Origin of the sequence: Paenibacillus sp. FSL L8-0436, from assembly GCF_038593025.1 — a bacterium.
In the GTDB taxonomy this organism is placed as follows: domain Bacteria; phylum Bacillota; class Bacilli; order Paenibacillales; family Paenibacillaceae; genus Paenibacillus_AQ.
In genome coordinates, this window is the sequence record NZ_CP151955.1 from 1,259,278 (window position 1) to 1,277,200 (window position 17,923).

The 17,923-nt window shown below is 54.2% G+C and carries 17 protein-coding genes; 1 reads left to right on the top strand and 16 read right to left on the bottom strand.

The features are described from left to right. Position 1 precedes the first annotated feature (1 nt). Both NSS79_RS05780 and NSS79_RS05785 read right to left on the bottom strand, forming a co-directional pair. On the bottom strand, positions 2–622 hold the full coding sequence (locus NSS79_RS05780) for a helix-turn-helix transcriptional regulator (protein WP_052092453.1): 621 nt from the start codon (positions 620–622) through the stop codon (positions 2–4). A gap of 341 nt (positions 623–963) precedes the next feature. Beyond that, positions 964–1,914 carry an EamA family transporter gene (locus NSS79_RS05785; RefSeq protein WP_342438624.1) on the bottom strand — a complete coding sequence of 317 codons (951 nt, stop codon included), beginning with the start codon at positions 1,912–1,914 and terminating at the stop codon, positions 964–966. Positions 1,915–2,100: 186 nt separating this feature from the next. Here NSS79_RS05785 and NSS79_RS05790 point away from each other — a divergent pair, with 186 nt between their 5' ends. Continuing rightward, positions 2,101–3,537, top strand: a complete 1,437-nt coding sequence (locus tag NSS79_RS05790) for a PLP-dependent aminotransferase family protein (RefSeq protein WP_342438625.1) — start codon at positions 2,101–2,103, stop codon at positions 3,535–3,537. A gap of 841 nt (positions 3,538–4,378) precedes the next feature. On the opposite strand, the gene cysC is transcribed toward NSS79_RS05790, so the two are convergent. The 14 genes from cysC to NSS79_RS05860 form a co-directional block, all read right to left on the bottom strand. Beyond that, positions 4,379–5,005, bottom strand: coding sequence for an adenylyl-sulfate kinase (gene cysC, locus NSS79_RS05795; protein WP_342438626.1), 627 nt, complete (start codon positions 5,003–5,005; stop codon positions 4,379–4,381). Beyond that, complete coding sequence (locus NSS79_RS05800) at positions 5,002–5,874, bottom strand: STM4011 family radical SAM protein (protein ID WP_342438627.1); 873 nt, start codon at positions 5,872–5,874, stop codon at positions 5,002–5,004. Before NSS79_RS05800 ends, cysC begins: the two co-directional genes overlap by 4 nt. After that, entirely contained in the window at positions 5,871–7,262 is a 1,392-nt protein-coding gene (locus tag NSS79_RS05805; protein WP_342438628.1) for an STM4012 family radical SAM protein, read from the bottom strand. Before NSS79_RS05805 ends, NSS79_RS05800 begins: the two co-directional genes overlap by 4 nt. A 39-nt stretch (positions 7,263–7,301) precedes the next feature. Next, positions 7,302–8,087, bottom strand: a complete 786-nt coding sequence (locus tag NSS79_RS05810) for an STM4013/SEN3800 family hydrolase (protein WP_342438629.1) — start codon at positions 8,085–8,087, stop codon at positions 7,302–7,304. Positions 8,088–8,151: 64 nt separating this feature from the next. Further along, positions 8,152–9,456: an STM4014 family protein gene (locus NSS79_RS05815; protein ID WP_342438630.1), complete on the bottom strand. Its 1,305-nt coding sequence runs from the start codon at positions 9,454–9,456 to the stop codon at positions 8,152–8,154. Continuing rightward, complete coding sequence (locus NSS79_RS05820) at positions 9,429–10,274, bottom strand: STM4015 family protein (RefSeq protein ID WP_342438631.1); 846 nt, start codon at positions 10,272–10,274, stop codon at positions 9,429–9,431. The genes NSS79_RS05815 and NSS79_RS05820 overlap by 28 nt, the downstream gene beginning before the upstream one ends. 220 nt (positions 10,275–10,494) lie before the next feature. Beyond that, positions 10,495–11,904: a nucleoside recognition domain-containing protein gene (locus NSS79_RS05825; RefSeq protein WP_342438632.1), complete on the bottom strand. Its 1,410-nt coding sequence runs from the start codon at positions 11,902–11,904 to the stop codon at positions 10,495–10,497. Next, the gene (locus tag NSS79_RS05830; protein WP_342438633.1) at positions 11,882–12,613 is read right to left on the bottom strand and encodes a FeoB small GTPase domain-containing protein; all 732 of its coding nucleotides are present in this window, start codon (positions 12,611–12,613) and stop codon (positions 11,882–11,884) included. Before NSS79_RS05830 ends, NSS79_RS05825 begins: the two co-directional genes overlap by 23 nt. Further along, the gene (locus NSS79_RS05835; protein WP_342438634.1) at positions 12,610–12,864 is read right to left on the bottom strand and encodes a FeoA family protein; all 255 of its coding nucleotides are present in this window, start codon (positions 12,862–12,864) and stop codon (positions 12,610–12,612) included. The genes NSS79_RS05830 and NSS79_RS05835 overlap by 4 nt, the downstream gene beginning before the upstream one ends. Positions 12,865–13,178: 314 nt before the next feature. Beyond that, positions 13,179–13,637 (bottom strand): SRPBCC domain-containing protein, encoded by a 459-nt coding sequence (locus NSS79_RS05840; RefSeq protein WP_342438635.1) that lies wholly within the window; start codon positions 13,635–13,637, stop codon positions 13,179–13,181. Positions 13,638–13,764: 127 nt separating this feature from the next. After that, on the bottom strand, positions 13,765–14,721 hold the full coding sequence (locus NSS79_RS05845) for a WYL domain-containing protein (protein WP_342438636.1): 957 nt from the start codon (positions 14,719–14,721) through the stop codon (positions 13,765–13,767). 112 nt (positions 14,722–14,833) lie between these two features. Beyond that, positions 14,834–16,780: an ABC transporter permease gene (locus tag NSS79_RS05850; protein ID WP_342438637.1), complete on the bottom strand. Its 1,947-nt coding sequence runs from the start codon at positions 16,778–16,780 to the stop codon at positions 14,834–14,836. Continuing rightward, positions 16,755–17,525, bottom strand: a complete 771-nt coding sequence (locus NSS79_RS05855; RefSeq protein WP_342438638.1) for an ABC transporter ATP-binding protein — start codon at positions 17,523–17,525, stop codon at positions 16,755–16,757. The genes NSS79_RS05850 and NSS79_RS05855 overlap by 26 nt, the downstream gene beginning before the upstream one ends. A gap of 156 nt (positions 17,526–17,681) precedes the next feature. After that, positions 17,682–17,885, bottom strand: a complete 204-nt coding sequence (locus tag NSS79_RS05860) for a hypothetical protein (protein ID WP_342438639.1) — start codon at positions 17,883–17,885, stop codon at positions 17,682–17,684. Positions 17,886–17,923: the final 38 nt, after the last annotated feature.

The following is a 17,923-nucleotide window of genomic DNA, read 5'->3' on the forward strand; positions in this document are numbered from 1 at the left end:
GTTATCCTTTGGCTTCTAGATCGAGGAGAAGCTTTACGATGGAGGTTTTGGTCAGGCGCCCTACCACGTCAAGCTTGGGGCCGGTTTCCTCCGTGCCGCTGGGCACAACCACCGGCAGACTGTCTACCTCGTGAACAATCATTTTATGCGCGGCCTCAAGCACCGGGTCATCGGGAGAAACGGTTACTACCTTGGGCTGGCGGGTCATTACCATACTCACCGGCATGGATACTGCGCCGGGATTGCCGAGCGTTACCTTCAGGAAATCTTTGCGTGAGGCGACACCGGCCAGTTTGCCGTCGCCATCGCAAATAATAAGCGTGCCGACATCCTGCAGGAACAGCGTAACCACGGCATCCTGAATGGTTGTCGTCTCGCGGATAATAATCGGGATACTTTGGATATCCCTGACTCTGGTTTCCTGCAGCAGAGAGCTGCTGCCTTGACGCTGAGCTGCTTTCTTGCCGGGGAAATATCCGACCTTTGGCTTGGCATCAATGTATTCCAGCATGACCAGGATGGACAGGTCGTTGCGGATGGTCGGCCGGCTGAGATTCAGGGTTTCCGCAATTTGGTCGCCGGTAATCGGCGCTCTTTTTTTTACAATGTCAATGATTTGCATTTGACGGGATGTCAGTTCAATCACAGGTTTCCTCCACTTTCCGGATACAATCAGGTGCTCCTCTATAGAAAAGGAGTTCTGTTAAGCAAGATCCCCCTTTCAATTAGACGTCCTAATGGTAATAAAATCCCCTAACTTGGTTATATAATACGCAATAATAATCAATTATGCAACATATAGTATGTCATATATAATGTTTTTTTTGAATTTTCATTTCAGCCATGAGGAACAGTAATGGACTGAGCTGCGTTGAGAAATAGGGAAGGACAACAACAGAACAGCCTGGAGCCCATTTTTTTCAGGGGTCCAGGCTGTTCTGTTGTTTAGGAAATATACAATATTTATTCCTGTGGAAGAGCCTCAATGCTTCCTTTTTGAAGAATCGGGGCAGGCGGTTTTTGTTTGAAAATCAGCTGCTTCAGCGCTCCCGCATTCACAAGCACGGTTCCGGCAATGATGATGAATACCCCGAGGATGGTTATCCAGCTTACAGCTTCCCCGTAGAATACAAGACCCACACCGACGGCGATCGGCGGCGAAATATACAGCCAGGTCGACGGAAAGACGGGATTCGTCTTGGCGACGAGCCAGTAGAATAAGGTGTGTCCAACCATGGAGCCGATAACGGTCAGGTAGAGCAATGAGCCGGCGGTTTTGAACGAGAGCAGAAACCCGGGATGCACATTTTCGGTGAAAAGCGACAGGATGAACAGGAGCGCTCCGCCGTATATCATTTGTGCTGCATTCAACGCGACGGGTGAAACCTCGGAGAAGGTTGTAGTTACTTTTTTGGAGTAAATGGCCCCCGCTGCATAGCAGCATTCCCCAATCAGCACAGCAGCGCAGCCGATGAGCCACAAGGGGGAGACATCAATCGCCAGACTGGGCAGAACCAGCAGCAGAACGCCGGTGAAGCCGATGATACAGCCGTAGATCGAATACGACGGAGCTTTTTGACGGAACAAAGCGGTCTGCAGCAGCAGAATCATCATCGGCCCGGTAGCTGACAGCACAGCGGCAAGCCCGGAGGATACATGTTGCTCTGCCCAGTACAGCCCGGCGAAGGTTCCGAAGGTCAGCGCGGCGCCGGTGAACAGCATCTCTTTGCGCAGCAGCAGAGAGAAGCTTGCTTTGCCTTTCCAGACCATCCAGAGGAACAATATTGCTCCTGCCATAAAGAAACGGATTCCTGCTGAGAAAAAAGGCGGCGCTCCGGCATCCACACCAATTTTAATCGCTAAAAAGGTAGTGCCGAAGATCAGACAGACAAGAGAGTAAGCCAACAGAATCATATCCAGTTCCCCTTTGTAAAGTTAATATGGCAGCCCAGTAGAATCATTTTGTTAATCATATAGGGGTGGGGACAGAACAGATTGCAGACAGCAGAACAGATGAGAGGAATAATGAGGTACAATACGGGAAAGAAGATTGGCAGAAGAGGCTGCAATATGCGGTTATCACAGGGAGGGTGGATTACGATGAAAAAAGCTACGGGAGCGGACCAAAGCCATCCCTTGTTCCGCCAGGTCTGCGAATTCATCCTGAACCGGATGGAACGTGGAGAATGGAAGGCGCATGATAAGCTGCCCTCGATCCGTCTGCTGGCGGAAGAGCTGAAGGTGCACCGGCTGACGGTATTCAAGGCCTACCGGGTGCTGACTGAGGACGGCAAGGTCTATGTGAAAGACAAATCCGGTTATTATGTATCTCCGGGCGACAGGGCGCTGGGCGGTGGTTCAAGCGAAGGGGCAGCGGTAGCCACTTATTCACTGACGAATCCCTTATCCGATATCCAGCGGATGCCGGTCCAATACCAATTTTCGCAGGCGCTTATTGATCCGAATCTGCTGCCGAACCTGTTCCTGTCCGATTATGTGAAAAAAGTGTTCGACCTTTATCCGAAGGTCATGGGAACCTATTCCTCTGTTCAGGGCGATGAGGAGCTGCGCGAAACGCTGGGCCGCCATTTCCACGATCAGCACCGGCTGCAGCTGTCGACCCAGGAGCTGCTGATCACCTCGGGTGCGCAGCAGGCGATCAATCTGATCGCCGGTATTGTGCTCGGGCCGATGGACAATGTGCTGGTGGAGCGCCCGACGTACAGCGTGGCTATGGATATTTTTCGCCGGGCCGGTGCACGGCTTATACCAGTGGAGATTACACCGCAGGGCTATGATCTGGAGGCGGTGGAGGAGCTGATGCGCAGGCATAAGCCGCGGATGTTCTACATGAACCCGACCCATCACAATCCGACCGGATATACCGTTCCGGCGCGGCAGCGCAAGCTAATGGTCGAACTGGCGGAACGTTACCGCTGCCTGCTGGTGGAGGATGATCCCTTCCGCGATATGTATTTCGGAGAGAAGCCGCCGCCACCGTTTTTTGCCTATGATACGGAGGGCTGGGTCATTTATATCAGCAGCTTCAGCAAGTATGTCGCTCCGGGGTTGCGTATCTGTGCGGTCGCCTGCCGTTATCCGTTTATGGAGCGGCTGATTACCGCCAAATCACTGGCTGATAACGGGACTCCGCTGCTTAACCAGAAGATTTTCCTGCACTATTACACCTCGCCGCGGCTGCAGCGGCATCTCGGCAAGCTGCGCATTGCGCTCCAGGTGCATAAGGAAATTGTGGAGGAGGAGCTGGCGTCTGCCGGCTGGGAGTGGACAGCGCCGGAGGGCGGGCTGAACCTGTGGGTGAAGCTGCCGGAATCCATCTCTGTGGCAGCGTTGTTTGACCGCAGCATGGAACAGTCGATCTCCTTCATACCGGGAGAAATCTGCGATCCGCTCGGTGAAATGAAATCCTGGCTGCGGCTCAGCTATTCCTTTGCCAGCGAAGGTGTGCTGCGGGAGGGCATCCGCCGTCTGGTGATGCTTGCCGGACAATTAGAAAATGAACAAGAGTATAAATGAAAGCACATGATGAAGGTGTATGCAGAAGAGTGTGAGCAGGTGCGTAGTAAAGTGTGTATAAGAGCACTATGGAGAAGTGTGTATAAAGAGTACCATGGAGAAGTGTGGATAAGTGTACATTGAAGTGCGCGTGGCGTCGCTTGGTGATGTTCACGAGGAGTCATATTGGAGAAATGAAATGTGAGAGGAAGCACAGAAGTTAGCGTTGGGAGTAAAGCGATTTGTGCCGCGGGGTTTTAATAGTAGCCTGCTGCTGCCGAGTATGTATAACTCTAGACGGACTCCAGCGGCGCTATTTGTGCTAAAAGCTCCATTTCAGGAGTGTTGCGGACTCCAGCGCCGTTATTGGTCTGATTTCCTGCTGCTGATTGGTTTTATCCAGCAAATAACGTCGCTCCAGTCCGGAAGGGATGGAAAAAGGCCAAGCCAGGCACAATAGCGGCTTTCCTGCCCGCTTGGAATTGTAAGGGAACAGAAAAGACAGGTTCGTGGGGGAAGGTAACAAAAAATCCACAGTAGCAGAGTCTGACTCAGATAACACTAAATGCACCGAAAGCACTGAAAGTACCTGTGATCAGTTGAAGAAAACACAACAGCAGCGATAGCCTGACGTACCATAAGGCAGGCATCGAGAAGCGCATTAGTGTCTCAACTAAATAGGCGCCCAGGAATTAGTGTCTCAACTAAGCATGCCACCAGAAGCGCATCAGTGTCTCAACTAAGCAGGCCTCCAGAAGCACAACAGTGTCTTAGTAAGTGGGCGGCCAGGCATTAGTACCTCATCCACAAGCATCCAGACCCAAAGCGCCCTGTCCGAGCAAGCAGACAGGGCGCTTTGGGTCTATTTATTAAGTGTAGGCAGAGTCCCGCTTCGTGTTAGCCAGGACCATATCTCATTCACGCTTTCCTCCGGCGTCTGCTCGGCTGTGCGGAGCGTTAACTCTGGGCTGACAGGCGCCTGGTAAGGATCAGAAATGCCGGTGAAGGAGGGGATTTCGCCCCGGCGGGCCTTGGCATACAACCCTTTGACATCCCGCGACTCGCAGATTTCTAAAGGGCAATCTACATAGACTTCTGCGAAACCGGGCAGCGACTGGCGGGCATAGTCGCGCATTTCCGCATAAGGGCTAATGACCGAGACCACTGAAATGACGCCATGCCGGTTCAGCATTCCGGCGACGTAGACGGCCCGGCGGATATTCTCGAACCGGTCTTCCCGGCTGAAGCCGAGGCCTTGTCCGAGCGCGCGCCTCAGCTCATCTCCGTCGAGCCATTCGGCAGCCAGACCCTTTTCTCTCAGTCTGTCCGTCAGAAGCGAGGCAATCGTTGATTTCCCCGCCCCGGACAAGCCGGTGAGCCACAGAGTCTTACCGCGACCTGAACGAATCCCCGCACTTTTGTGCACTGCTCCAAACTCGGAGTCTTCGTGCTTTACTCCAATTCCAGCACTTTCGCGATTTGCTCTCATCTCTGCACCTCCGCGATTCCGTAGGGTATTCGTTCCAGCAGGCCGGAGCCGTAAATCTGCTCCAGCCGGAGCCCGGGCATGTGGATGTAACCGATATAGCAGTCGCAGAAGTTCATGCGGCAGCTCCGCTCCGCAGCGAGGCCTTCCAGTCCGTCACGGTAGAGGTTGCCGATGACGCCCCTGTCCTTATAGCAGCGTTTTACTATACCGGGTCCCTGCACATAAAACACATTGCTGCCGGCGTTGCAGAGTTTGCCCAGGCTTTCATAGTCGACTGTGTTGATATGGAAATGCGGATCAATGCCGCCGAGAAAGGCGAGATCTTCCGGTGTGTAATAATCCGGTTTGTCTTTGTAAGCATTCACCCACAGATAGACATCATCCGGCAGGGCGGCCCGCAGCGAAGCAATTGCCGGAAAGGCGCTGCGCAGGCCCACACTGCCGACACTGAAGGGAATACCCTGCTTATAGACAGCCATACATTGGGCCAGAAACCTCTCCTCCCGCACCTGTCCCGGGTGATAGGTCGCCCAGAAGGCAGCCGTGGCCGGGTTCAGCTCCGGGATAAAATCCAGGCTGGCCGACAGGTTGGTCTGGATAGCCACCTTGTCCACATGGGGGAGATGGGAGAGGGTAATCAGCGCTTCTTTATACCAGCGGTGAATCAGTCCTTCACCGTAAGGATTGAAGAAGATCGACAGCCGGTGGCCTGCCGCGCCTTGCTCCGCAGCCCAGCGGACAAAGGTCTCCAGTCCCTCGCGGTCCTTGGCAAGCGTAGTGGCGCTGTCTCTCGTCTTGCCGAACGGACAGTAGGGACAATCATAATTGCAGGAGGTGAGGGCCCCGCGGTAGTAGAGGACGGCATTCATGGCAAAATGAATCCTTCCATACGTTCCCTGATTTCACCCGAGATGAACCAGTCGCCGATGGAGTCCGAGTAGCCCAGACCCTCAGGGGTTAACCGCAGGATACCTTCCGCTACTTCGCCCAGACCACTTTGAAGCAGCAGGTCAAGCTCAGGATAATCATTCCACAGCGATGCCGAGAAACGTCCGCTGTAGTCGGCCAGCTTCAGCCCCTCACTGTGCAGCACAGCTTTTAGAATAAAGCGCCGTTTCTGTTCTTCCCGGCTCAGCACAATGCCGTAATCGGCCGTGTCATAAGACTCGGACGACACATAATCGGCAATGATGCTCTCCGTTGCCTTGCGGCTGACGCCGTAGCGGGAGGCGTAGTGCACCTCCCGCGTATAGGAACGGGCACCGCAGCCGAGGCCGACCATCCCCTCCTCCTGACAGCTGTAGTCGAGGATGGCTTTGCTGGTGCCTGCCGTTTCCTTAGCGAAGCGGCGCATGGAATACTGGCGGTAGCCGTGCTCTGCGAGGAGCTGGCAAGCGGCAGTATAGCAATCATGGCGGAGATCCTGCTGGCGCAGCAGATCTCCCGGCTTCACAATCGTATGCTCGCGGGTGTAGAGCGGATAGAGAAAAATCTCCTCCGGTTCATACAGGAGCGCCTGATTCAGCGAATAGAGCCAGGACTCCACGCTCTGGCCGGGAAGCCCGTAGATCAGATCCAGATTCAGGATGGGGAATTGATATTTCCCCAGCAGCTCAAGTGCCCGGTATACCACCTCAGGGTTCTGCGGACGGTAGATGGCCGCCGATTCGGCGGCGACGAAGCTCTGAATGCCCATGCTGACCCGGTCCACGGTATTGTCCTTCAGGATGGCGAGCTTCTCTTCCGTAATCGTCTCGGGTGAGGTTTCGACTGAGATTGAAGCAAGGGCGGTGTCCAGGCCCATGATCTCCCGGGCGATCCGGAACAGCCGGCTTAGCTGCGGTGCGGCCAGCAGGGTTGGCGTACCGCCGCCGATCGCGAACCGGGCATACGGCTTATGGCCGGTAAAGGCCGACCACTGCTTTGCCTGCCGTTCCAGTGCATCCACATAGGTGGCGTGGACATCTGCACGTTTGTCCGGCAGGGTGAAGAGATTGCAGAAGCCGCAGCGTGCGCCGCAGAACGGAATATGCATATAGAGAAAAAAAGAATCCGCAGGCTCTTCCAGCCATAGTTGTTCCAGCGGAATAGGAGGCTGGAATTCACGATAGGCTGTCTTGTGCGGATAGGAATAGAGATAATTGCGGTAAGGGTTAGCGGTAATCTGCTCTTTCCAGCGCTTAAGCTCCTCCGAAGAGAGAGACGGTCTTACGTCGTTGTCATTAGGATGCTGCAGGAAATTGCCGGTTGACGTCATACGTTTCTCCTTTCTTCCGGGTTGAACCGGGCTGTCGATCTAGAGGATGAATTCCCGGTAAGGGACATTCCACACGGTCTCATGTGCCAGACGGTGCCCCTGATAGCCATCTTCTCCATAGGCTGTGCCGTGGTCCGAGAAGGCCAGGCAGAAGACCGGATTGCCGCGTTCGCGAAAGCGCGCAAACAGGCGCCCCAGCTCTCCGTCGGCATAACGCAGTGCGGCACGCTGGCTGTCCACAGAATCCTTCCGGGCACCCGGAAGGAAGAAATGGTTCGGCCCGTGGATGGCTGACACATTGAGGAACAGGAACAGCCTTTGATCCAGCGGAGTATCGTTCAGCACCTTCAGGGCGTGGTTCACCTGATGCTCCGTGGAGCGCGGGTTCGTGACACCGAAGGTCATCCGCCAGTAGCTGTGCTGGAAATAACCGGGCAGCACGCGGGCAAGCGGGACCTTTTTAGTGAAAAAAATAACCCCGCCAATACATACCGTACGGTAGCCCTCGGCAGCAAGTCCTGATACAAGATCCGGCGTGTCGAACAGCCAGGTGTGCGGATGGGTCTTCATCCCGGTATTTCTGGAATGGAACAGCCTCACATGCGAAGCTTTGTCCGTGTCTGCGGGAGTCGGCAGGAAACCGCCGAAGAAGGCATGATGTGCGGCATAAGTGAAGCTGCCGGGCGTATGTCTTTTCTCCCAGGAACCGCTGCCGCACAGATTGGGGCAGTTCTCTTCCTCCAGAACGGCAGCATCGTAGCGCAAGGTATCCAGTGTGACCATCAGGATGTCATGGGTGCCAACAATGGCATTCATATCTGTCATAACCGTTATAAGCGCCCTTTCTTAATAGATATGGATTAAAAATAGCAATACACTATAAGGTCTCTCATTCATGATTCACAATGGCATTCAGCTTTTTCATTTCCCATTCATAGGTGCCGCAGCCGTCATATTCCACATCGTAGAGCAAGTCGCCAAAAGGATTTACGTCCGCAGCATAAGTGCGCCGGGAACTGCCGGAGGATACCAGGATATCAATCCCGGCAATAGCCGAGCGGGGGAAGGCGGCAAGGGCCTGCACGGCTGTACGCCGTACCTGCTCCTGCACCTCTTCTGTGAGCCCGGCTTCTGCCGGAGACATCCGCTGGCTGCGCAGATGCAGGTTCGTAATGGGCGTGGTGCTGACCCGGGCAACGGAATGGCAGGCTTCTCCAAGCACGACAAGCTGGCGGATGTCGAACGAAACTCCGGCTGCGCCCGGCTTGGGAATCCATTGCTCAGCATACGCGCCATGGCTGTAGAGCCAGTTGATGATTCCGGACAGGATAGCGGAGCCGGTATAACGCCGCAGTTTCCCCGAATTATAGTACACGGGAGGGCGAGTGATATACTGCTCGACCCCAATAGTAGTCACAGCGATTTCGGCTCCCGTAGCGGGATTGATCTGATAGGCGATGACGCCGGAAGCGGCAGAGCCGCAGGACAGCTTGATGAATACCCGGTGCATCCGCTCCGTGATCATCAGCTCCCGCAGGGACGCATAGTCTGACGGAGGATGTCCGCCGCCCAGGGGCCGGGGAACCGGAACACCGGCGTCAGCGAGAATCTGCTGAGTCCGGCGTTTGTCGGTCATGGCGGCTATATCCCCGGGATGGTTCTGCCACCGGGCTTCAGGCATCAGCTCTGCGGCCTCGCGCTGAAGCCTGGCCAGCAGCCGGCAGTAGCCGCGGAACCATTGAGATGGATGATGCAGCACGCCGGGCATGTCCTTCAGCCGCCCGGCGGCCTGGAGACTTAGCGGATGGGGATCAGGATGATGCCCGAAGGGGTGCAGCGAGTCATCCTGTTCCCCGGCATCCGGTGCGCCCAAGGCAATGAGGGCCTGCTCAATCTCGAAGCTGCCGCCGGGTGAATCCAGCCGCAGGAGAGGCGGAGCTGCTGCCGGACGTGAACCGGAAGGCTCTGGCCACAGGCCTGCCTCTCCGCTGGTCTGCAAGTGCAGCGCCTGCTCCAGCAGCTCAGCGAGCGAACTTCCCCGCAGCAGCCCCGAGTACGGGATGAGCAGGGCCGGAGGCATCCCGAGGCGGCTCCGCGCCTGCTGGATACCGTCCGAGCGCCTGTCGCCGGGACAACATAGCAGGATCAGCGGCTGCGGTTCCTGCATCATTCGGTGATGGAAGGATAACGCCAATCTTCCTCGTCATCGCTTTTTTGCTGGTCGCTGACATCGGCCGGCAGACCGCTTGCCTTCCAGCGGGCAATCATTTCATTCGACATATAATGATAGCTCAGGTTAAGTGCCTGCAGGCCTTTAATCCGCTCACTGGCCAGCAGCGCCTCCGCACCCTTGTCACTAAGCGTTCCAAGCGAAAGGTCCAGTGTATGCAGCTGATCCAGAATGGGCGCATCGGCCACGGCCGCAGCAATTTCATCCTGAATTTCACTGTTTTTCAGTCCCAGATAGGTAAGCTTAGGGAACTTATCCGGCTGGATCAGCGGGTAGAGATCTTCCAGTCTGCCATCAAAGCCATAGTTGTCCACGCCAAGGTACAGCTCCAGCTTGCGCAGATTCGGCAAATGACCTGCGGCGATTTCTGCCAGAACGCTTTTGCCAAGTCCGCCGGTAATAATAATCAGTTCCTCCAGCTTGTCATGCTGCAGACTGCTGAGGCTCAGATCATTTCCGCCTTGAATGGTGAGTGACAGAAGCTCTGGATATGCGGGGAGCAGCGGGGAAAGATCGCTTTGTGTAATCCACGAAATTTCGCATTCTTCATAACCCATCTCCCCGATAAACAGCTTTCGCAGAGCCGGAAAATTTCCGCTGTATTTCACAAGGGCTGACACCACCTCCTCGGAGCTGTTCTCATAGGCCTGTCCCCAATCTCCAATGATGAGGCTGGTTAGTTGCGCCGCTTCAGGACTTGTGCTCAAGCGTTCAATCTCCGTGCCTATTCTTTGACCTTCTTCAAATTCGTCGTACCCGACAGTAAGCTTTACTTCCGTCATTAACATTCCCTCCCGGAAAAATATGGCTTCAATTTCACCCTAACATCTGAGAAGGGGGGGAGTCAAATCACGGGACAGAACGGGAGTGGAGCATTGAAAGGAGCCTGTAAGGCAGTTGCAGCAGCAGCGGAAATTCCGCTTTCTCCGGAAATGTGCGGATACACAAAAACAGCCCGGCCCCTCCCTGTATACGGGAGAAGCCGGGTGCGTAAGAATTCTGTCAGACCCAGCCGAACAAGCGCGCTGCCTGTGCAACCAGGAAAGTAACGGCAATGGCTATGCCCAGCGGTATAACGGCTGAGAGCACTGCCCATTTCATGCTTTTGGTCTCTTTGTAGATGTTGATCAGAGTAGTGCCGCATGGATAGTGGAGCAGGGAGAACAGCATCATGTTGAGCGCGGTCAACCACGTCCAGCCATGGCTCAGGAAGATATCCTTGATGCTGCCGATACCGTCGACATCGACCATAGCGCCGGAGGACATGTAGCCCATAAGCAGAATCGGCAGCACGATTTCATTGGCCGGAAGCCCCAGGATGAAGGCCATCATAATGAAGCCGTCCATGCCGAGCAGATGGGCAAAAGGATCAAAAAAAGCGGCCATATGGTTCAGCACGCTGTCTCCGCCAACGAACACATTCGCTAGGATCCAGGTGATAATGCCTGCCGGAGCAGCTACGACGATTGCGCGGGTCAGCACATTCAGCGACTTCTCCTTGGAGGAGCGGACAATCGTCTTCCAGATCTGCGGACGGCGGTACGGCGGGAGTTCGAGCGTGTAGTGGGTGGGAACGCCGCGCAGCGCGGTTTTGGACATGACCCAGGACACCGTTAAGGTTACCGTGATACCGATCATTACGATTCCCATCAGGACAAGGGCTGTCGAGAAGGTCCGCAGCGCACCAGTGGTAGCGGCCCCCACCATAAACATGGAGGACAGCAGAATCAGGGTCGGCCAGCGGCCGTTGCAGGGCACGAAATTATTGGTCAGAATAGCCAGCATCCGTTCACGCGGCGATTCGATAATGCGGGTGGAGAGAATGGCGGCAGCATTGCAGCCGAAGCCCATCGACATCGTTAACGCCTGCTTGCCGTGCCCGCCGGATTTCTTGAACAACCGGTCCATGTTAAAAGCAACGCGCGGCAGATAGCCGAAATTCTCCAGCAGCGCAAATACCGGGAAGAAAATCATCATCGGCGGCAGCATGACGCTGATAACCCAGGAGGTTCCGCGGTACAGGCCAAGCACAAGCACGCCGTGCAGCCAGGCTGGAGCGCTCGCTGCTTCGAATCCGGCGGTTAAATAACCTTCGATGAAGCCGAACAGCGAGGCCAGCCAGCTCGAAGGATAGTTCGCGCCGGCAATCGTAATCCAGAAGACGAGGCCAAGCCCGGCGAGCATAATGGGGAATCCCCATATTTTGGAGGTGACAATATTATCAAGCTTATAAGTGCTGCCCAGCTTCTTTTTGTCCTGGTAGGTAACTGCATCTCTGCAGATCCCCGCAGATACACCATATATTCCGCTTACGATTTCATCACGGATTCCGCCCTTGTCTGCGAGATTCTTCGCTGCAGAGAGCAGGGAATCCATCGGATCGGGTCCCTTAATGACATGCGGTGACTCCATGGCTCACTACCCCCTTCGATCCGGAAATGTTCCTCTGTCCCATATTTGCTTTGAGCGAAGCAAGCAGGCTTTCGTCACCGTCCAGCAGCCGCAGGGCAATCCAGCGTGCCGGATATCTTGAACCGACCGTCTGCTCTACCATAGGGAGGAGCGCGGCGATGCCCTGCTCAATCTCATCGCTATACGTAATCCGCAGCGGCTCCGCTGTGTAAGCACCCGTAGCCACACGCTCGATTTGATCCAGCAGCGCCTCAATGCCGATTTCACTCCGTGCCGAAATTGCGGCTACCGGCACGCCGAGCCGTTTCGAAATAGCCTTCAGGTTAATATCAATGCCCAGCTTCTTCGCTTCATCGATCAGGTTGATGCAGACAACGGCCCGCCCGGTAATTTCCAGCACCTGCAGGGCAAGATTAAGATTGCGCTCCAGCGAAGTGGCGTCCAGCACCACCAGCGTGACATCCGGCTGTTCAAAAATAATGTAGTCCCTTGCGGCCTCCTCATCAGCTGAGTTGGAGTACAGAGAGTAGGTACCCGGAAGATCTACAGCCAAGTAGGTATTGTTCTTGTGGGTAAACTCGCCTTCGGCGGTGATGACGGTCTTGCCAGCCCAGTTGCCGGTGTGTTGGCGCAGGCCGGTCAATAGATTGAAGAGTGTGCTCTTGCCCGTGTTGGGATTGCCTGCAAAAGCTACAGTGTAACGGTTCATGCTCCATCACCTCCGATTAATTCTCCGTAAATCAGAGCGCTTTCTTCACGGCGCAGGGCAATGGTTGTATTGCTTACCCGGAAGGCGGTAGGATCTCCGAGAGGACTGCGCCGCAGTACCTCGACAGCATTGCCGACGACAAACCCGAGGTCGAGCAATCTTCTCCTCAGCACACCCTGCACTTCTATACTGCGGATACGCAGCGTACTGCCGTTCACAGCTTCAGATAATGGAATTACGGCTCCGTCCATAAGATTTTCCTCCGTTCCATCCAGAATGATTGAGCATGTATGATTTATTGAATTATGTTATGTACTTGGGTTAGATTCTTGTAGTCTGCCACAATATTAGTATACGTGAATAAATTTGTCCATGCAACAAAAAAGTTTCCCTAGGGAAAAATAAAAAACCCATGCGTAAAGGCAGCAATTGCTGCTTTTACGCATGGGTTGGGGACTCAGAGCATCCATGCATTCGATTAGACTGAAAAAAAATCCGCTTAAGTGGGGATGTACTGGCTATAATCTGATAAGCACAGAATTCGTCCATGTTCAGGTAGCTGCTTCTACTCCCAGCTACCAAAATCTAGCGTACTGCCTGTCTCTACCAAGGTCTTGATGTTGCTGAGAATCTGCCACCAGGAGCTTTCGCTGGGGCCGTAGGACGGATCATCAGGTTGCCATTGATCATGAATCAGTGTCAGCTTGGTACAGCCGCCAACCGGCTCCAGCAGCCAGGAGATGCGTGATTCATATGGTTCGCCGCCCTTGAGATAGGAGGGGCCGACCTTGTGGGTAAAGCGGAATGCCTGCTCTGGGGAGAATTCCAGCACTGTACCGTATACATGCAAGGTGTCGGGGCCATCTGCCCCCGGCCCGATATATTTCAGCGGCTCCCCTGCTGTAAAGCTGGAGTGGATCGTGCTGCCGTAATAGATTTGCTGTACTTTATCCGGTGAGACGAGGCTGTCCCACACCTGTGCTGGTGTTCCGCCGATATAAAATTGATATTTCAGTTCTTTCATGCTGTATTCCTCCTGCCTTTTATGTTCTTGTTTGCCTTGGCAAAGCCTTATGAATGCTTGCCTCAGGGATAAGCTCACTATACAAAAGAATCACTGACAGCTGCGGTCAGTGATCCGGAAAAAGATATTATTCTTTATAATAATCCGCAAGGTCCGCAGTGATAGCTGCCAGCTTCTGCCTTAAAGCTGCGGGTTCGAGGATCTTAAGCGCTTTGCCGTAAGGCAGCAGGAAATAGGGGGCGTAGCTGTATAACGAGGCTTCATCCAGCAGGAAGCGGGCTTGCTCCGGGGTTCGTTCCGCAAGCGTATGGCCGAACAGCCAATGGCTGCACAGATCATTCAGGACAGCTTCCGCGGACTGGATGATGACAGCCACCAGTGCGGAATCTTTATCCTGGCCGGGAAGCAGGCCGCGCAGCAGAAACTCGCGTGCGGAGAATCCGGCAGGCCGCACAAAGCCTTCCCCGGTCCGCCGCAGCCCCCCAATCCGGTCTACCCGGAAGCTGCGGATTTCCTGGCGTTGATGGCAATAGCCGGCCATATACCACTGGCCCTTCCACAGCACCAGCCCGTAAGGATCTATAGACCGGGCAGAAACATCCGCTCCGTTTCCCTTGCGGTAGTCCATCTGCAGCGTAAAGCTGCCTGCGATGCAGGCCTCCAACTCCTCCAGCAGCGGCTGCAGCGCAGCGCCAGGTGCATGGAGCATCTCCATGCCGGCTTCGTGGCGCTCCATTTGCGACAGCTGCGCCGCATTGCTGTAGCGTTTGAGCTTGGCAATCGCTCCGTCCAGGGCTGCGACATAAGGGTATCCGCTGCCCCGGGCAAAGGCGGAGGCCTGTACGAGCGCTCTCTGTTCCCCGGTGTCGAAGAACAGGGGCGCTGCACTGAAATGCTCAGGCAGGCTGTACCCGCCTCCCGGCCCGGCGTCGGCAATTACGGGAACACCGCTGGCACAGAGCGCGTCAATATAACGGTAGACGGAGCGGACGCTGAGCTCCAGCTCCTCCGCGAGTTCCGCAGCGGTTCTTCTCCGCTGCTGCAGCATCCACAGGATGGACAGCATATGATCGGCTTTGGACATCAGGCAGAACCTCCGGTACGCCTGTTATTCTGCTCTCTGGTTACAATCAAGCAGCGGCGTTTTATTCTCACTCACTGGGACACTGCATTCATTGTAGCCTAACGCCTCCGGGTTACACCATCATCTTCTTCAGACTATGAATATAGCGGGATCTGACAATGATGAAATACACGGTTTGCACTAACAGGAAAGCTGCCGATGTGATCAGTACAGGAACGGTAACATTCGTGATATCCATCACTTTCAGTACGGGACGGACAACTACAAGAGTCTGCACGGCTGCAATAAGAATAGGGATATAGAACAGCAGGGCAATCTGTCTGGTGGCGGAAGCCGACATTTCTCTGGTGCTGAGTCCAATCTTGGAGAGTGCATGGTACATCCGCATATCTGCGTTCAGCTCCGTATGCAGCTTGAAATAGAGAAAGCTGGCTGAAGAGAGCGAGAAGATCAGGGCGATAAAGATACCGATAAAGCTGAGCATTGAGGTTCCCTGCTTGATATCCATATAGCTATCAGCCCGTGCACTTATTAACGTATGCCAGTTGTCAGTCCCATGATTCCTGTCCCTGCTCCATTGCACCAGCTCACTGGAGATGACAGTCTCCGGCTCCCCGGTCTTAGGAAGCAGTGCATCCCACGCCGGGATTTTATAAAAGTAATTTATTTCGCGATCATTGGCTCTAGCCTTACCGGCAGCTTCTGCATACACACTGTCGCTGACAATCATCACGGACGGGTTGTATTGGCCAAAAGGCATGACCGAGGGATTGATAAGATGATTCAGGACGAGTTCCACATCTACTTGATCTGCCAGCAGAATCCTCTCTCCTGCGTTATATTCGAAAATGGCATTCTGGGGGTTAAGCAGCAGCACAGCTTCTCCGTCAGACAAAGGAGGGATTCCGGTGATATCCATTTGTCCTGCCAGTTGATTGAAGACGGACACCGTCAGCAATTGAACGTTGTCAAACTGGTCCACATCGTTAAGGCCCCGGATGGAAACGCGGATGAATTCCACTTTGTTCTCTGTGTACTGCAATCCGGCGTTTTCCAGGGCATCATGAATGGTGGTCAGTCCGGGTTCGGGATCGTGTCCATTGTCAACGGAATAGTCGATAGCGAATGGACTGTTCAAATACGTCGTATTGTTCGAAGAACTGATGGATAGAAGAAGACTTGCAGCCATGCAGGCCAATGAAGTGACAACCGTTACCAGAAACAGCATCCGCGCATTGTCTTTAACCTTGTAGCTCATTTCGTTGATCCAGAGCAGATTGGTTCCGCGCCATAGCCGTTTGCGGCTCAGCTTCAGCAGGCGGATGCCCAGCACCGACAACTGGGAGTAGAAGAAATAAGTGCCGGCGATGCCTGTGACGGCAGCGATCAGCAGTGTGTTCGGAGACAGCTCCAACCCGATGGAAATGGCTCCTGTTGTCAGCAGTGCAAGTCCGAGAAGCGAAAGCAGCCAGGATACTTTGGGCTCCTTCTTCGGCTTCACGCTTCCCTTAAGCAGCTCTAGCACCTGGTTCCTGCGGATGAACAGCAGGGTGAAGATTGAATTTATCAGGAATAACGCCAGAAAGGAAACGGAAGTGATCACGAGTGCTTTTACCGGCCAATAAAATGGCATATCTGCAATACCAATAATATTAGTGCTGAGCAGCAGGAACAGCTTGGACAGCAGCATCCCTGCGGCCATGCCGCTCAGGATCGACAGCAGGCCGATAATCATATTTTCCAGCAGAATCAGTCTGTTGATCTGCCCGGGACGCGCGCCCAGAATCATCAGGATGCCGAATTCAAGATTCCGCAGCTTGAGGAAAGCACTGATCGAGTACAGGACAAAGAAAAAGGCGAAAATGAAGACAATATAGGAAGCGATTTTCATCCCGGTAGCCGAATTACGTCCAAGCTCAATAGAGGTTACTTCAGGATGATAGATGAACACCGAATAGGAAAAGAAGATCATGACCATAAAGGCGCTGCTGAGGAAAAAGGCCATATATGCCCGCGCGTTGCGCCGCACATTGTTAAACGCGAATTGAGGAAAGCTCATGACTATTCCCTCCCCAGAATGAAAGTGTATCAATGATCTTCTGGAAGAAGGCCTGGCGGTTGTCGCCGCGGTGGATTTCCGCAGCAAGCTTGCCGTCCTTAATGAAGACGATGCGGTTGCAATAGCTTGCTGCCAGCGGATCATGCGTAACCAGCATCAGCGTCGTGCCTTCCTTGCGGTTGATGTCCTCCAGCGACTCCATTACGATCCGGGAGGAGTTCGAATCGAGCGCTCCCGTCGGCTCATCGGCGAGCAGAATGGCGGGCGAAGTTATAATTGCCCGGGCAATCGCCGTCCGCTGGCGTTGTCCGCCGGAAATTTCATAGGTCCGCTTATTCAGGATGTCTGTGATATTCAGCCGCCCGGCCACCCGCTGCAGCAGCGCGTCCATCTCGGACAGCTTGCGGTTGTCCAGAGTCAGGGGCAGGACGATATTCTCCCCTACGGTCAATGTCTCCAGCAGGTTGAAATCCTGGAACACAAAGCCAAGCTTTCTGCGGCGGAACAGGGCCAGCTCTTTTTTGTTCATCTGATAGGGATTGCTGCCGTCGATCTTCACTTCACCCGAGGAGGGCTGATCAATGGTTGAGACCATGTTGAGCAGGGTGGTTTTGCCGCTGCCCGAAGGGCCCATAATTCCCACAAATTCACCTTGTTCGATACTAAGATGAATATCGGTAAGAGCCTGCGTAAGCACTTTTCCCGGATATACTTTATTCATTGCCGTGACTTCGAGTACATTCATGGAATTCATTCCTTTCTAACCGAAAACGTGAGTGTCACCCATTGTCGCCTATAGGTGCTTATCTTCTGATTCCGAGTGTACAGGATGAGCTTCCGGCATGCTATGGTTTTACCTTAACGTTACCTTACAGCGCGGTTAAGGTTATGTTCGCTTTTGTCAGGAGAATGTTCGTTTGAACCATCCCCGCAGCAGAATGGATATTGAGAGCAGCAGCGGGAAACCAATTTGGAACAGCGGGTCAATCTTGAGGCTTGGCCCCAGGCCGATGGCACTGCCCCCGACTGGCAGCATCTGATCTTTAATCAGGCTGAAGGCGTCCTTAGCGGTAATGATGCCGCTCTTGGGGGCAAGCATTTCCATTAGCGGCTGCAGCACCGTCTGATTGACGGCATACGCGT

What these genes read in the sequence shown, in the direction of transcription:
- cysC (WP_342438626.1), bottom strand. Translation starts at nt 5,005, where the DNA reads ATGAGAGCAAATCGCGAAAGTGCTGGAATTGGAGTAAAGCACGAAGAC.
- NSS79_RS05825 (WP_342438632.1), bottom strand. Translation starts at nt 11,904, where the DNA reads ATGGAGTCACCGCATGTCATTAAGGGACCCGATCCGATGGATTCCCTG.
- NSS79_RS05860 (WP_342438639.1), bottom strand. Translation starts at nt 17,885, where the DNA reads ATGGAAATGCTTGCCCCCAAGAGCGGCATCATTACCGCTAAGGACGCC.
- NSS79_RS05820 (WP_342438631.1), bottom strand. Translation starts at nt 10,274, where the DNA reads ATGACGGAAGTAAAGCTTACTGTCGGGTACGACGAATTTGAAGAAGGT.
- NSS79_RS05800 (WP_342438627.1), bottom strand. Translation starts at nt 5,874, where the DNA reads ATGAATGCCGTCCTCTACTACCGCGGGGCCCTCACCTCCTGCAATTAT.
- NSS79_RS05835 (WP_342438634.1), bottom strand. Translation starts at nt 12,864, where the DNA reads ATGGACGGAGCCGTAATTCCATTATCTGAAGCTGTGAACGGCAGTACG.
- NSS79_RS05845 (WP_342438636.1), bottom strand. Translation starts at nt 14,721, where the DNA reads ATGTCCAAAGCCGATCATATGCTGTCCATCCTGTGGATGCTGCAGCAG.
- NSS79_RS05850 (WP_342438637.1), bottom strand. Translation starts at nt 16,780, where the DNA reads ATGAGCTTTCCTCAATTCGCGTTTAACAATGTGCGGCGCAACGCGCGG.
- NSS79_RS05840 (WP_342438635.1), bottom strand. Translation starts at nt 13,637, where the DNA reads ATGAAAGAACTGAAATATCAATTTTATATCGGCGGAACACCAGCACAG.
- NSS79_RS05830 (WP_342438633.1), bottom strand. Translation starts at nt 12,613, where the DNA reads ATGAACCGTTACACTGTAGCTTTTGCAGGCAATCCCAACACGGGCAAG.
- NSS79_RS05790 (WP_342438625.1), top strand. Translation starts at nt 2,101, where the DNA reads ATGAAAAAAGCTACGGGAGCGGACCAAAGCCATCCCTTGTTCCGCCAG.
- NSS79_RS05780 (WP_052092453.1), bottom strand. Translation starts at nt 622, where the DNA reads ATGCAAATCATTGACATTGTAAAAAAAAGAGCGCCGATTACCGGCGAC.
- NSS79_RS05805 (WP_342438628.1), bottom strand. Translation starts at nt 7,262, where the DNA reads ATGACGTCAACCGGCAATTTCCTGCAGCATCCTAATGACAACGACGTA.
- NSS79_RS05810 (WP_342438629.1), bottom strand. Translation starts at nt 8,087, where the DNA reads ATGACAGATATGAATGCCATTGTTGGCACCCATGACATCCTGATGGTC.
- NSS79_RS05785 (WP_342438624.1), bottom strand. Translation starts at nt 1,914, where the DNA reads ATGATTCTGTTGGCTTACTCTCTTGTCTGTCTGATCTTCGGCACTACC.
- NSS79_RS05855 (WP_342438638.1), bottom strand. Translation starts at nt 17,525, where the DNA reads ATGAATGTACTCGAAGTCACGGCAATGAATAAAGTATATCCGGGAAAA.